Origin of the sequence: Enterobacter sp. DC1 (assembly GCF_000568075.1) — a bacterium.
Lineage (GTDB): Bacteria > Pseudomonadota > Gammaproteobacteria > Enterobacterales > Enterobacteriaceae > Enterobacter > Enterobacter asburiae.
The window spans coordinates 120,169-133,583 of the sequence record NZ_AZUA01000008.1; the positions used below are offsets into that span (position 1 = coordinate 120,169).

Here is a 13,415-nt window from a genome sequence, read left to right on the forward strand (position 1 = left end):
CATAAGACCTCTGCGGCCTGATGCCCTCACCCCGGCCCTCTCCCACAGGGAGAGGGAGAAGGACTACAGCTTCGGACCCGCGCTCACCAGCGCAGCACCCGCCGGGGTATCGGTATACTTCTCGAAGTTCTCGATAAACAGCTTCGCCAGCGATTCCGCCTTCTCGCGCCACTGCTCCGGAGAACCGTACGTGTTGCGCGGGTCGAGGATATGCGTATCCACACCCGGCAGCGACGTTGGGATCGCCAGGTCAAACATCGGCAGCGTAAAGGTTTCGGCGTCGTCCAGAGAACCATCCAGAATGGCGTCGATAATCGCGCGGGTATCTTTGATGGAGATACGTTTGCCGGTACCGTTCCAGCCGGTGTTCACCAGGTATGCCTGCGCGCCGGATGCCTGCATGCGTTTCACCAGCACTTCAGCGTACTGCGTCGGGTGCAGCGACAGGAAGGCCGCGCCGAAGCAGGCGGAGAAGGTTGGGGTTGGCTCCGTCACGCCGCGCTCGGTACCCGCCAGCTTGGCGGTAAAACCGGAGAGGAAGTGGTACTGCGTCTGGCTGGCCGTCAGGCGAGACACCGGAGGCAGCACGCCGAACGCATCCGCGGTCAGGAAAATGACCTTCGTGGCATGACCCGCTTTTGACACCGGCTTCACGATATTGTCGATGTGGTAGATCGGGTAAGAGACGCGGGTGTTTTCCGTTTTCGACGCATCGTCGAAGTCGATGGAGCCGTCGGCACGCACGGTGACGTTTTCCAGCAGCGCATCGCGACGGATCGCGTGGAAGATATCCGGCTCGGCCTCTTCGGACAGGCGAATGGTCTTCGCGTAGCAGCCGCCTTCAAAATTGAATACGCCGTCGTCATCCCAGCCGTGTTCGTCATCGCCAATGAGACGACGTTTTGGATCGGTGGACAGGGTGGTTTTCCCGGTGCCGGACAGGCCGAAGAATACCGCCACGTCGCCTTTTTCACCGACGTTAGCCGAGCAGTGCATGGAAGCGATGCCCCGCAGCGGCAGCAGGTAGTTCATGACCGAGAACATCCCTTTCTTCATTTCACCGCCGTACCAGGTACCGCCGATCAGTTGGATACGCTCGGTCAGGTTGAAGGCCACAAAGTTTTCGGAGTTCAGACCCTGCTCTTTCCACTGTGGGTTAGTGCATTTCGCACCGTTCATCACGATGAAATCCGGGGTGAAATCCTGCAGTTCTTCGTCGGTTGGACGAATAAACATGTTTTTCACGAAATGCGCCTGCCAGGCCACTTCAGTAATAAAACGCACGGAGAGACGGGTATCGGCGTTTGCGCCGCAGAAAGCGTCGACAATGAACAGACGCTTGCCGGAAAGTTGATGGGTGACGAGCCCTTTCAGGTGCTGCCAGGTTTCCGGGGAGAGCGGTTTATTGTCGTTCTTCCCTTTGCCCTTGTCAGCCCACCACAGCGTATCGCGGGTGGTTTCGTCTCGGACGATATACTTATCTTTCGGCGAACGACCGGTAAAGATACCGGTATCGACGGCGATAGCACCAAGATTCGTCAACACACCACGCTCGTATCCTTCCAGTGCTGGATTGAGCTCTTCCTGATACAGCGTATCGTAGTCGGGGTTGTAGACGATTTCCTGGACGTCGTGAATACCATAAGCCTTGAGATCTTGCGGGGTTAAACCAGTAACACGCATATCACTGCTCCTTAGCCAATATGTACTGCCTGAAATTGTAGGGTTTTTCTGAGGTTGTTAACCGCGACGGGGCTCATAGATTTACGCATCTGGACAAAACCCTTACTAACGGAAAACGCTGCGACTCCAGTCACAGCGCAGGCGGATTATCGCAGGAATCGCTTTTTGGTTGGGGAAAATGTTCCGAAAAGGTTAAAGAGTGGTGATTTTATCGGAAAGAATGTGAATGTAATCGCATACACGTAAGAAAATTACGTAAGAGTTACATAAGGAAAACGATTCAGCTTAAGCGGGGTTTTTGCCCCTCATCCTAGCCACTCCCAAAGGGGAGAGGGTCAGGGTGAGGGGAAGGAGGTTTAGTGAACCTGCGGATCCGCCGGGGAGGCGTTATTGCGGATCTCAGCGATATCCATCGAATTGAACACGTAGTGCGTACCGCAGTAGTCACAGTGCATATCAATTTCGCCATCTTCCGCCATGATGCTGTCGATCTCTTCATCCGGCAGGGTTTTCAGCGCGCCAGCGCAGCGCTCGCGGGAGCAGGTGCACTTAAATTCCACGGACTGCGGTTCGTAAACCGTCACTTCTTCTTCGTGGTACAGACGCCACAGCACGTCTGTCGCCGGCAGGTTGAACAGCTCTTCCGCTTTGATGGTTTCGGTCAGCGTCGCCAGGTGCTCAAAGTCATTGGTCTGTGCGTCCTGCGCAGGCAGAACCTGCAGCAGCATACCGCCCGCAGCAGGCTGACCGTCCACTTCACCGGTGCGGATGAAGAGACGCGTCGGCAGCTGTTCAGAACGCATGAAGTAATCTTCCAGGCAGGCTGCCAGGGTATCGCCTTCCAGACCTACCACGCCCTGATAGCGCTCGCCTTCCTCAGGGGAGATGGTGATCACCAGGTAGCCATTACCCACCAGCGTTTTGAGGTCTGCATTTTCAGGCACATCGCCCTGAACGCGCGCCACGCCGCGCATCTGCTGCTGGTTATTGCCGTTGATCACCGCCAGCGTCATCGGGCCGTCGCCCTGCAGCTGCACGGTGATATCACCGGCAAACTTCAGCGTCGCCGTCAGAAGGCTGGTGGCAACCAGCAGTTCGCCCAACAGGGTCTTCACCGGCAGCGGGTAGTTGTGGTTTTCCAGAATCTGTTTCCAGGTTTCGGATACGGTGACCAGCTCGCCGCGCACGGCGAATTGTTCAAACAGATAGCGGTGTAATTGGTCGTGTTGGGCCATTTTCATCTCTCGTGCGGGTGAGGTTAATCAGTCTCACCGTGTTTAAATTTCATCAGATCGCGGCGCTCTTTTTTATCCGGTCGCCGGTCCGGGTGGGGCATCGTCAGCGCGTTCATTTTGCGCGCCAGCGCGGTCTTCTCGCGCTTTTCAATGCTCTCCGCCGTCTCTTCATAAAGCAGTACGGCTTCCGCTGCAGGTCGACGCTGTTCGGTAATGGCTTTAATCACCACCGTACGTTCATCGTTGCCCTGACGCAGCGTTAAGGTGGCATTCAGCTCAACCAGCTTGCTCGGTTTGCTGCGCTGGCCGTTGTAATGCACTTTTCCGCCGTCAACCATCTCGCGGGCAAGGGCGCGTGTTTTATAAAAACGCGCTGCCCACAGCCATTTATCCAGTCTTACCCCGTCAGAGGGTTTTTCTTTCATGGCGTCTCCTTCACGGTTAGTGAGGGGATCATCTGGCGATAGTCGTTCAGTCCAGGGTGGCGCAGATAGCTTTTTTCAGCCAGGCCAGAGTCAGGATTGGTCACGCCCAGACAGTAGCGAATGCCAAACCTTGCCGCGGAATCCAGAATGGGCTCGCTGTCATCAATGAACAACGTACGTTCTGGCTGCAAACCCGTCTCTTCCCTCACCGCATGCCACAACCGCTGATCCTCTTTCGGATAACCAAATGTGTGGGTGGAAAGTAATAAATCAAGGTGCGACGCCAGACCGGTATGCTCCAGCTTCACCGCCAGATTATGTGGATGCGCGTTGGTCAGCAAAATACGGCGCTTGCCGCTTGCTTTCAGCGCATCCAGAAAGGGCACGGTATCCTCGCGCAGAACGGCGCGCGGCCCCTGGGCGGTGGTCATGGCACAAATATCCAAACCGAGGCGCTCGCTCCAGTAGTCAAGACAGTACCAGTTTAGCGTATGTTGCACCGCGCTATATTGCGAACGAATGAATGCCTGCGCTTCTGCCGGGGAGATCCCCTGCTGCTCGCCATAGGTTTCTGGAACCAGCGTTTGCCAGAAATAGTTATCAAAGGCGAGATCGAGCAGCGTGCCGTCCATATCCAGCAGAACGGTATCTACCTCCTGCCAGGCGATATCAAGATGCATAAGGGGGAACTCCAGCCAGAAGAAACGTGCGCGACAGGGTAGCACATCTTGTCGCGCAACGACGTTATCAGATCAGGCTCTCAGACGAGGGGATCAGCTTAGGATTGAGGCAGTTTTCATAATACTGCTGAATGTCGGCAAGCCGGGTGCGCGAGCGCTGGTAGCGGCGCAGGGCCATAAAGCCGTTCCAGAAAATGGCGATCAGCATTGCGGTCATCAGCAGAGAGGTGCCGATGTAACGCCACAAGCCTGCGCTATCCGGCATCCGGTGCAGGCCGATATGGCGAGTGCCGTTGGCGTCGGTATAAATACTCGTAACAATCCCTTCGGCGCTGAACGGCGTTTGCATCAGCATCTGCGCCAGGCGCTGGAACTGGCTCCACTGCTCCTGCGCCGGGTAGTCATAAAGCGCTACCTGCGGATAGGGCTGATCGACCAGGTCGCTGCCTTCATCGCTTGCTATCACAAAGCCGCCCGGCGCCGGGCTGTTCAGCGCCTGAGCCGCACGGGTGGTCTCGCGCATCATGAACGGCGACGTCGAGGTGGCGACCAGGTTATCCAGCGATTCAGCGCTCACCGGACGCAGCAGAACATTAACGCCATCCAGTCGTCCCGCTTCGGCGCGTTTCACCAGCGAGTCCCAGTCTTTGCTGTTCCCCAGGTTTACCAGGGCGTTTTTAAGGCGTATGCACTCATCCTGAGAGGAGCATAAATCCTGCGTTTTCAGGACGATGTCCCCAAAGTCATCCAGCAGAACCATGCCTGATTTCTGAATGGCCGAGCGCAGCGCGGGGCTGACGCGCGAATCATCGTCCGGTTTCGGGTGCAGCTGGCGGTTAACCGTCTGGGTGAGAGCCGTGGCCTTGTTCACCACTTCGGATTCCGGCAGCGGCAGCGGCGGCGCGTCGTTCCAGATAATTTGCGAACAGTCGAACGGCATGAACGGAGAGCTCTGACGCGTGTTCCACGCCCCCGGGGTGTGAATATTACACATCCCGGTCCCCTTCAGGCGCAGCGTGTCCCCCACGCGTACACCGGCTTCATCCAGTTTATTGACGCTGCTCGCTTCAATGGTTTGCGCCCCTTTGATCCACGACAGGGTGAATTTAATGGGCATATCCAGCGGCACGAAAAGCAGCAGCATGGCTAAGACCAGCGCGGCGCCGCCGGCAATGACCGTACTGCGTAGCCAGTGCTGAAGCGGGAAATTTTTCACTTCATCATGCAGGGATAAGAAGCGCCCCTGGCGCACAACGTGGCGGTCAAGGTAGATATCAATATCGGTTTTCTGCCCTAGGTCCTGCGCGATCCACGGCTGCCAGTGACGCGGGTAGATCAGGTCGATAATACCGAGCGAAATATTGTTGAGATGTTCCTGATCGTTTTCACCGAACAGGCCCCAGCGTTTTGGCGTCCCGCGCAGGCAGTGGATCTCGCGCAACGAGTTTTTAGCCGGTGGAGCAAAGAGACCCCAAAGCCCACCGGCCAGCAGCAGCACCGCGCCGCCAGCCAGCCAGGGGACAAACACATCCGGCGTCAGCAGGCAGATAAAAAAGAGCAGGAAGGCAGCAACGATCAGAATGGCTTCACGGATGCCGTCCGGGCGGCTCAGGGCGTACTCTTCATGCGTCTCCTGGCGAATGTTCAGCAGTTCGATCTGCTCTGTCTCTTCGCCACGAATGGACGCCTGCGTTGAACTCGCGCGTTCCAGTGCAAAACGCGGGGCTTCCTGAAGGTATTCATTCAGCGTATGGCCGTTAAGCGTGATAACCAGAGGCAATGAATCGGTGTGAATCAGCTCAACGCTGTTTTCGTCATTAATGTATTGCTCCCAGGACGGGGGCAGATGCACTTCGACGGAATCAAGGTAATAGCGCCATTTGTTGGGGTCATCAGTGGTGATGCCATAGCGCGTGATGGAGCGCGTCACGCAGAGCACGGTATCACTTTGCGCATTAAGCTTTAGCGCGACGGGCGCAGCGGTGGCTCCCGTTGGCCCAGGCGTTAACTGAGTACGGTTCAGGATTTCGAGATAGTTTTCAACCGCATCGCGCTCGTCCTGCGTGAGTTTACGCGTGCTCGCACCCGCAAATGCATTTAAAAAGGGCAGACGATAACGGCGCTGTACGCGGCGCCTGTACAACCACCCTGCAACCAACGCGCCGGCCAGCATAGCAGCGAGAACAATCAAAATGGTGCTCATGCTTTCCCCATCTTACTTATCTTACAGGTGTAGTCTGTAGCACCTTTACATTGAATGAGAGTCTGTGGTTGGCTATCGGCAAGTATGGAGTCGAACTTGAGCATTCTGAAGCGCATCCCAGTGACCTGTGATGATAGCAAAGCCTGTTATGGCGCGATATCAGCAAATTCCTGGAAACATTTCAACCTCTTGACATTTGTTTTGAATTGAGGATTGATCTCAGTTACGTTGCATAAATGTAAATAAACAACGATTGACATTGCCGAAACCGTGCGGCATATCGCACAATAACGCCAGTTCTCACTGCTAAGACCCATCACGATGAGCAAACCACTACAAAAACCCACCATTCTGAATGTTGAAACTGTCGCCAAATCGCGCCTGTTTAATGTCGAAAGTGTGGACCTGGAGTTCAGCAACGGTGTGCGTCGCGTTTATGAACGTATGCGCCCCTCTTCGCGCGAAGCGGTGATGATTGTTCCCATTGTCGACGATCATCTGATTTTGATCCGCGAATACGCTGTGGGAACGGAATCTTACGAGCTTGGATTCTCGAAAGGGCTTATCGACCCGGGTGAAACCGTCTTTGAAGCGGCAAACCGCGAGCTAAAAGAAGAGGTGGGCTTTGGTGCGAATGAGCTTTCATTCCTGAAAAAGCTGAGCATGGCGCCGTCCTATTTTTCCAGCAAAATGAATATCGTGGTGGCTGAAGACCTCTATCCTGAATCGCTGGAAGGGGATGAGCCGGAGCCGCTGCCGCAGGTTCGCTGGCCGTTAGCGCACCTGATGGATCTGCTGGAAGACCCTGACTTTAATGAGGCTCGCAACGTGAGCGCGCTGTTCCTGGTCCGGGAGTGGCTGAAGGGGCAGGGGCGACTGTAGTGGCCTGATGCCCTCACCCCAACCCTCTCCCACGGGAGAGGGAGCAAACACAAAAACGGCAACCAGAGGTTGCCGTTTTGCTTTGTTGTCAGAACAGCTCGTGCGTCTCGCCGTTATCAATAATCTCTGTACCCACCTCGTGCACCGCCTGCGTGGTTGGCTGCGTGCCCTCGATGAAATACTCTTCGCGGCTATTACCGCCGTTGGCGAGCTGACCCGTGCTGCGGTCGATATTAACCGTCACCACGCCTGGCGGTGGCGTTAGCGGCTGCTCCGGCACGCCTTCAAGAACGGACTTCATGTAGGCGTCCCAGGCCGGCTGCGCGCTCTTCGCTCCGCCTTCGTAGCCGGAAATCTGGTCCTTAATCGCGCCGGAGGCCGTTGTACGACCTAAGTCACGACGGTGATCGTCGAAACCGATCCAGACCGATGTCACCACGCCCGGGCCGTAGCCGGAGAACCACGCATCTTTCGAACTGTTGGTTGTCCCCGTTTTACCGCCGATATCATGGCGCTGCAAATCACGCCCTGCGCGCCAGCCTGTACCCTGCCAGCCCGGTTCACCGAAGATGTTGGTGTTCAGCGCGCTTTTGATCAGGAACGACAGCGGCGTGTTGATCACATGCGGGGCATACTCCGGCGCACCGGTCTGTGCCACCAGCGACTGGTTAGCCTGCTCGAGCTGCGGCTGCGGCACGACGCCGTTCTGCTGCTCCTGAGACACGGCAGGGTCTTCCATGTCCTTGTTTTCAAGCACTTCGGATTTCGGCGTATTGCCATAAATGACCGGAATATCGCAGTCAGGACAGGCAATTTTCGGCTTCGCTTCGAACAGCACGCCGCCCTGGTCGTTCTCGATCTTGCTGATGAAGTACGGGTCAATCAGGAAGCCGCCGTTGGCCATCACCGAGTAACCGCGTGCGACCTGAAGCGGCGTAAAGGAGGCGGAGCCTAACGCCAGCGACTCGGTGCGAACGATGTTCTGCGCCGGGAAACCGAAGCGCTGCAGATACTCTGCGGCATAGTCGACGCCCATCGCGCGCATGGCGCGCACCATCACCACGTTTTTCGACTGCCCCAGCCCCTGACGGAGACGAATAGGACCGGCATACTCCGCAGGGGAGTTCTTCGGCTGCCAGTCGGAACCGGCACCGGCATCCCAGCGGGAGATTGGCACGTCGTTAAGGATGCTGGCGAGGGTCAAGCCCTTATCCATCGCTGCCGTGTAGAGGAACGGTTTGATATTGGAACCGACCTGACGCAGCGCCTGGGTGGCGCGGTTAAATTTGCTCTGGTTGAAATCAAACCCGCCGACCAGGGCCAGGATGGCACCGTTCTGCGGGTTGATAGAGACCAGGGCCGAGTTGACGTCCGGCACCTGTGCCAGCCACCAGGATTCGCCTACCTTGCGCACCCAGATTTGCTGCCCGGTCTGCACGGCATCGGTCACTTTACGCGGCGTTGCGCCCTGCAGCGTATCCGAGCGGTAAGGACGCGCCCAGCGGATACCGTCCATGCGCAGCGAGACGGAAGTACCGTCCGCGAGCGTCGCAACGGCTTCCTGAGGATCGGCCTGCGTGACCACGGCAGGAAGAAGCGGACCATAGGTTGGCAGCGCCTTCAGCGTACTGGTGATTTTTTTGCTGTCCCACGCGCTTTCGCCCACTTTCCAGAGCACGTTTGACGGGCCGCGATAGCCGTGACGCATATCGTAGTCCATCACGTTGTTCCGCACCGCTTCCTGAGCCGCCTGCTGGACCTTGCGGGTGACGGTGGTGTACACGCGATAGCCATCTTCATAGGCCTTGTCACCATAGCGATTCACCATCTCCTGGCGAACCATTTCGGTCAGGTAAGGGGACGCGAAGGCGATCTCAGGGGCGTGGTAGTTAGCGTCAATGGCATCGTTACGCGCCTGGTCGTACTCGCTCTGGCTGATGTAGCCTTCGCTCAGCATACGTGACAGGACGACGTTACGGCGCGCGGTGGCGCGATCGAGCGAGTAGAGCGGGTTAAACGTGGACGGCGCTTTCGGCAGACCGGCGATGGTCGCCATTTCGCTTAAGGTGAGTTGCTCAACGGGCTTACCGAAGTACACCTGTGCGGCAGCCCCCACGCCATAGGCGCGGTAGCCCAGGTAGATTTTGTTGAGGTACAGCTCAAGGATTTCGTCTTTGCTCAGCAGCTGCTCAATACGGATCGCGAGGAACACCTCTTTGATCTTACGTATCAGCGTCTTTTCAGGGCTGAGGAAGAAGTTACGCGCCAGCTGCTGCGTAATGGTACTCGCCCCCTGAGAGGCGTGACCAGAGAACAACGCAATGCTCGCGGCACGGAAAATCCCCACCGGATCGACACCGTGGTGCTCGTAAAAACGGCTGTCCTCCGTGGCGATAAAGGCTTTCACCATCACGGGTGGAATTTGGTTTAAGGTCAGCGGAATACGACGCTTCTCGCCATACTGCGCCATCAGCTCGCCATCGGCGCTATAGACTTGCATCGGGATCTGGAGGCGCACATCGCGAAGCGTGGCGACATCAGGTAGCTGTGGCTCAATATATTTGTATAAACCGTAAATCGAGCCTGCTCCCAGCAGAATGCAACAGACTGCAAGGATGAATAAATACTTTACGAACTTCACCGGAGATTTCCCATTTGGTTTCACTTGGGCAGTTTCTAAACAATCGCGCGGTAGTATAAAGGCAAGCCTGATTCATTGATATAGCCGTCAAGACGACGGGCGATAAGGAGATCGTGAAGCATGGCTTTCAAAACATGGCAAACGGGCGTTCATATTCAACAGGATAGGGTGCTGATCGTCGCCTTGGCCCGGGAGAAGTTGGGCTGGTGCTTGCGCCGCTGGTGGGCGATTCCTCTGGACGAGGGCATCATTCGTGACGGCAAAATTTGTCAGCCAGAACAGCTGGTTGATGCGTTACGCGACTGGCGGAAAACGCTGCCGCACTACCACCGGGTGTTCCTCTCTTTTCCTGCAGCACGGACTCTGCAACGGGCGCTCCCCCGCCCGACCGTTGCGCTGCGCGACAGCGAGCAGCTCTCATGGCTTGGCGCGGCGCTCGCACGCGAACTGGAGATGTCTGCCGATACGCTCTGTTTCGATTACGCGCAGGATACCTTCAGCAATACCTTTTACGTGACCGCCGCGCAAAACAACGAGATTGACACCCTACTGGCGCTGGCGAAAACGCTGCGTTTGCGGCTGGTGGCCATTACGCCGGATGCCAGCGCGCTGGCGAATCTTCTTCCCGCGGTGGCGCCAGCGACGTGCGTCGCCTGGCGGGATGATCGGCAGTGGCTGTGGGCGATGCGCCACCAGTGGGGACGCCGCTTTACCACAGAAGCCGAAAACGTGTCTGAGCTTTCAGCGCTGCTGGCGCTTGGTTCGGATGACATCGCGCTGTTTGATAGCCGACGTGATCCGTGGGAAATCCTGGAACGCTGCCATGCCCCGCTACCGGACTGCGGCGCTGATTATACCGTTGCGCTGGCGTTGGCCATGAGCGAGGTGCCCGGATGAGCATCATGAACTTTCTGCCCTGGCGACAGCAGCGGCGCGCGCGATGCCTGCGCTTCTGGGGCGTAATGTGTGTCGGCACAGTGCTGTTAATGTTCGCGATCATTTTCTGCCTGCGGATAAACCCTCTTATGAGGCTGCACGCGCTGCAAACGGATCTGACGGGAACGCAGACCGTGCAGCATGCGCTTCTCTCCCGGCAGAAACACGCCTCACAGGCGCAGATGCCAGCGCAGACCCTTCAACGACGCGCATGGCAACCGGTGCTGGGATCCCTTTCCCGCGCCATTCCGGCACAGGTCTGGCTGACAGAGCTGCGCTATCAGCCTCCCGCACTGATGCTGAGCGGGTATGCCCTAACCCTGCCGGCCCTGTCTGCTCTGCGCGATGCGCTTGGCCAAATCGCGGGTTTTACGCCCGGGACGGCGGGTGAGCTTCGGCAGGACAGCCAGGGGCGCTGGATGTTCACCCTCCATCTTAAAAGCGAGGGGTAACGCATGGATATCCTGTTAGAACGCTGGTGCGAAAGCCGCCCCTGGTATCGGGTACTTTTTTGGTGTCTGGGGAGTCTCCTGGCAGGACTGGCCGCGTGGGGCACCATGCTCAGCCCCCTAGACAGGCAGTGTGCTGAACGACAGCGACAGCTGATTCAGGACGCGAGAGCTAACGCAGCGTTATGGCCTGCCGTCAGAAAGGTGCCGTTTCGTCCGGAAACAACGGACACACGAAAGCTGATGCCGTTTTCCCCGCTCGATTTTCAGGGCGATAACGCGACGCTGGTTCACTGGAAGCCGCTGCAGAACGGAGGGGAACTGATGCTGGAGGCTGAGTGGCAGGCGCTTCCGGCGCTTTTTTCCCGGCTGGCGCAGCGGGATGTGCAGATCGCCGCTTTTGCGATTTCGCCACAAGGTACAGCGTTGCGCCTGCGGCTGGAGCTGGAACATGCGAAATAGCGCGCGATATTTGCTGGTTTGCTCAGCGCTGCTATTGACCGGCATGCGCGATCCGTTTCGCCCGCCGGACGATCCCTGCGCCATTGGCGAGCTGGCGCAGTGGCGCTATCGCGGCATGGTGGTAGGACAGCAGGCTATCGGCATTGTACAGGATGGGCAAAAGCGCTGGTACCGGCTGAAAACACATGAACGCTTCCCGGCGGGCTGGACGATAACAGCCATCAATGAAACGAAACTGGTTGTTGATGTGGGTGACACATGTGAACCAGGAACATGGACGTGGCAACGAGAAGGAACGGATAAGAATGAATTTACGGATAATGCTGTGGCTGATGGCGTTCAGCCATCCGCTGTGGGCCGCCGCGCCAAAACCGGTCACGCTGGTGGTGGATGACGTTCCTGTAGTCCAGGTGCTGCAGAGCCTGGTTGCACAGGAGAACCGAAATCTGGTGATATCCCCTGATGTCGGCGGCACGCTTTCGCTCAACCTGACGCGCGTCCCCTGGCGCCAAGCGTTACAGACGGTTGTCACCAGCGCTGGGCTCGTTTTGCGAGAGGAGGGCGGCATTTTTTATGTGCATACCGCGGCCTGGCAGCGTGAACAGCATGAGCGCTCAGAACAGGAGCGAACGCGTCGACAGCTTGAGGCGCCGCTGGTTTCTCACAGTATCCCTTTTTCCTATGCCGATGCCGGCGAGCTGCAAAAAGACGCGGAAAAGCTCCTGAGCCCCAAGGGAAGTTTGTCTCTCGACAAACGCACCAACCGGCTGCTGATTCGGGATAACCAGACGGTGTTGGAGACGCTGCAGCGCTGGGCCGCTCAGATGGATATTCCCGTCGAACAGATCGAGCTGGCGGCGCATATTGTGACCATTAATGAAAAAAGCCTGCGTGAGCTGGGGGTGAAGTGGAATCTCGCCGACGCCGCCGACGCGGGCAAGGTTGGCCAGCTCACCACGCTTGGCAGCGATCTTTCCGTCGCCAGCGCCACCAGCCACGTGGGTTTTAACATCGGACGGATCAATGGTCGGCTGCTGGATCTGGAGCTCTCTGCGCTGGAGCAAAAACAGCAGGTCGATATCATCGCCAGCCCGCGGCTGCTGGCCTCGCATATGCAACCGGCCAGCATCAAGCAGGGGAGTGAAATTCCGTATCAGGTCTCAAGCGGTGAAAGCGGGGCAACCTCCGTTGAGTTTAAGGAGGCGGTATTAGGGATGGAGGTCACGCCGGTGGTGTTACCGGGAGGGCGCGTGCGCCTGAAATTGCACATAAGCGAAAATATGCCGGGACAGGTTCTGCAGCAGGCTGACGGCGAAACGCTGGCTATCGACAAACAGGAGATAGAAACCCAGGTGGAGGTAAAAAGTGGAGAAACGCTGGCATTGGGTGGAATTTTTTCGCAGAAGAACAAAACCGGCAGCGACAGCGTGCCGGGGCTGGGGAAAATCCCCTGGCTTGGGCAGCTTTTTCGCCATGATGGTAAGGATAATGAACGGCGTGAGCTAGTGGTGTTTATTACGCCACGTCTGGTCGGTATTCGCTGACGGGTAACGATCCCCGCAATGATTTTGCATTCAGTTTGTTGCAGATGTTTGACGTGGGGCATGAATTAGCATACAAGGAGTACCGATTTGAGTTGGACTTACGTCTTATTACCTTATGCGCCCGACGCGGTGATTTAATCAGTTGCCAAACAAGCCGGAGTATTGAGATAATTTTTAGTCTGACTCTCGCTCTATTGCATATGAGGTTTCAGTTCATGTCCTGCTACGCTGGGTGTCTGCGAAGCGGGGATTACCATTAACGAATAGTCTTAGTA

12 protein-coding genes are annotated in these 13,415 nt (G+C 57.1%); 6 read left to right on the plus strand and 6 right to left on the minus strand.

The features are described 5' to 3' along the window. Window positions 1–63: 63 nt before the first annotated feature. The 5 genes from pckA to P346_RS03140 all read right to left on the minus strand — a co-directional run bounded on the left by pckA (window position 64) and on the right by P346_RS03140 (window position 6,226). Window positions 64–1,683: a phosphoenolpyruvate carboxykinase (ATP) gene (gene pckA, locus P346_RS03160; RefSeq protein ID WP_023309493.1), complete on the minus strand. Its 1,620-nt coding sequence runs from the start codon at window positions 1,681–1,683 to the stop codon at window positions 64–66. A gap of 356 nt (window positions 1,684–2,039) precedes the next feature. Continuing rightward, entirely contained in the window at window positions 2,040–2,924 is an 885-nt protein-coding gene (gene hslO, locus P346_RS03155; RefSeq protein WP_202962607.1) for an Hsp33 family molecular chaperone HslO, read from the minus strand. 17 nt (window positions 2,925–2,941) lie between these two features. After that, complete coding sequence (gene hslR, locus P346_RS03150; protein WP_029740483.1) at window positions 2,942–3,343, minus strand: ribosome-associated heat shock protein Hsp15; 402 nt, start codon at window positions 3,341–3,343, stop codon at window positions 2,942–2,944. Continuing rightward, window positions 3,340–4,023, minus strand: a complete 684-nt coding sequence (gene yrfG / locus P346_RS03145) for a GMP/IMP nucleotidase (protein ID WP_032662264.1) — start codon at window positions 4,021–4,023, stop codon at window positions 3,340–3,342. Before yrfG ends, hslR begins: the two co-directional genes overlap by 4 nt. A 67-nt stretch (window positions 4,024–4,090) precedes the next feature. Further along, the gene (locus P346_RS03140; RefSeq protein ID WP_032662266.1) at window positions 4,091–6,226 is read right to left on the minus strand and encodes an intracellular growth attenuator family protein; all 2,136 of its coding nucleotides are present in this window, start codon (window positions 6,224–6,226) and stop codon (window positions 4,091–4,093) included. 321 nt (window positions 6,227–6,547) lie between these two features. On the opposite strand from P346_RS03140, the gene nudE reads away from it, so the two are divergent. Further along, window positions 6,548–7,108: an ADP compounds hydrolase NudE gene (gene nudE / locus P346_RS03135; RefSeq protein ID WP_008503041.1), complete on the plus strand. Its 561-nt coding sequence runs from the start codon at window positions 6,548–6,550 to the stop codon at window positions 7,106–7,108. A gap of 88 nt (window positions 7,109–7,196) precedes the next feature. Here nudE and mrcA read toward each other — a convergent pair whose 3' ends face one another. Then, window positions 7,197–9,749, minus strand: a complete 2,553-nt coding sequence (gene mrcA, locus P346_RS03130) for a peptidoglycan glycosyltransferase/peptidoglycan DD-transpeptidase MrcA (protein ID WP_032662267.1) — start codon at window positions 9,747–9,749, stop codon at window positions 7,197–7,199. A 120-nt stretch (window positions 9,750–9,869) separates the two neighbouring features. Between mrcA and P346_RS03125 the strand changes: the two genes are divergently transcribed. Genes P346_RS03125 through hofQ form a run of 5 tightly spaced genes read left to right on the plus strand, consistent with a single transcriptional unit; the run spans window position 9,870 to window position 13,140 of the window. Beyond that, window positions 9,870–10,646, plus strand: a complete 777-nt coding sequence (locus P346_RS03125) for a hypothetical protein (RefSeq protein ID WP_032662269.1) — start codon at window positions 9,870–9,872, stop codon at window positions 10,644–10,646. Continuing rightward, window positions 10,643–11,137 (plus strand): PilN domain-containing protein, encoded by a 495-nt coding sequence (locus tag P346_RS03120; RefSeq protein WP_032662271.1) that lies wholly within the window; start codon window positions 10,643–10,645, stop codon window positions 11,135–11,137. The genes P346_RS03125 and P346_RS03120 overlap by 4 nt, the downstream gene beginning before the upstream one ends. A gap of 3 nt (window positions 11,138–11,140) precedes the next feature. Then, entirely contained in the window at window positions 11,141–11,596 is a 456-nt protein-coding gene (locus P346_RS23475; RefSeq protein WP_032662273.1) for a HofO family protein, read from the plus strand. After that, the gene (locus P346_RS0121965) at window positions 11,586–11,990 is read left to right on the plus strand and encodes a HofP DNA utilization family protein (RefSeq protein ID WP_032662275.1); all 405 of its coding nucleotides are present in this window, start codon (window positions 11,586–11,588) and stop codon (window positions 11,988–11,990) included. Before P346_RS23475 ends, P346_RS0121965 begins: the two co-directional genes overlap by 11 nt. Beyond that, window positions 11,917–13,140 carry a DNA uptake porin HofQ gene (gene hofQ / locus P346_RS03110; RefSeq protein ID WP_238555309.1) on the plus strand — a complete coding sequence of 408 codons (1,224 nt, stop codon included), beginning with the start codon at window positions 11,917–11,919 and terminating at the stop codon, window positions 13,138–13,140. The genes P346_RS0121965 and hofQ overlap by 74 nt, the downstream gene beginning before the upstream one ends. Window positions 13,141–13,415: the final 275 nt, after the last annotated feature.

Excerpts from the sequence above, each read along its gene's own strand:
- pckA (WP_023309493.1), bottom strand. The coding sequence starts at position 1,683 with ATGCGTGTTACTGGTTTAACCCCGCAAGATCTCAAGGCTTATGGTATT.
- hslO (WP_202962607.1), bottom strand. The coding sequence starts at position 2,924 with ATGAAAATGGCCCAACACGACCAATTACACCGCTATCTGTTTGAACAA.
- hslR (WP_029740483.1), bottom strand. The coding sequence starts at position 3,343 with ATGAAAGAAAAACCCTCTGACGGGGTAAGACTGGATAAATGGCTGTGG.
- yrfG (WP_032662264.1), bottom strand. The coding sequence starts at position 4,023 with ATGCATCTTGATATCGCCTGGCAGGAGGTAGATACCGTTCTGCTGGAT.
- P346_RS03140 (WP_032662266.1), bottom strand. The coding sequence starts at position 6,226 with ATGAGCACCATTTTGATTGTTCTCGCTGCTATGCTGGCCGGCGCGTTG.
- nudE (WP_008503041.1), top strand. The coding sequence starts at position 6,548 with ATGAGCAAACCACTACAAAAACCCACCATTCTGAATGTTGAAACTGTC.
- P346_RS03125 (WP_032662269.1), top strand. The coding sequence starts at position 9,870 with ATGGCTTTCAAAACATGGCAAACGGGCGTTCATATTCAACAGGATAGG.
- P346_RS03120 (WP_032662271.1), top strand. The coding sequence starts at position 10,643 with ATGAGCATCATGAACTTTCTGCCCTGGCGACAGCAGCGGCGCGCGCGA.
- P346_RS23475 (WP_032662273.1), top strand. The coding sequence starts at position 11,141 with ATGGATATCCTGTTAGAACGCTGGTGCGAAAGCCGCCCCTGGTATCGG.
- P346_RS0121965 (WP_032662275.1), top strand. The coding sequence starts at position 11,586 with ATGCGAAATAGCGCGCGATATTTGCTGGTTTGCTCAGCGCTGCTATTG.
- hofQ (WP_238555309.1), top strand. The coding sequence starts at position 11,917 with ATGCTGTGGCTGATGGCGTTCAGCCATCCGCTGTGGGCCGCCGCGCCA.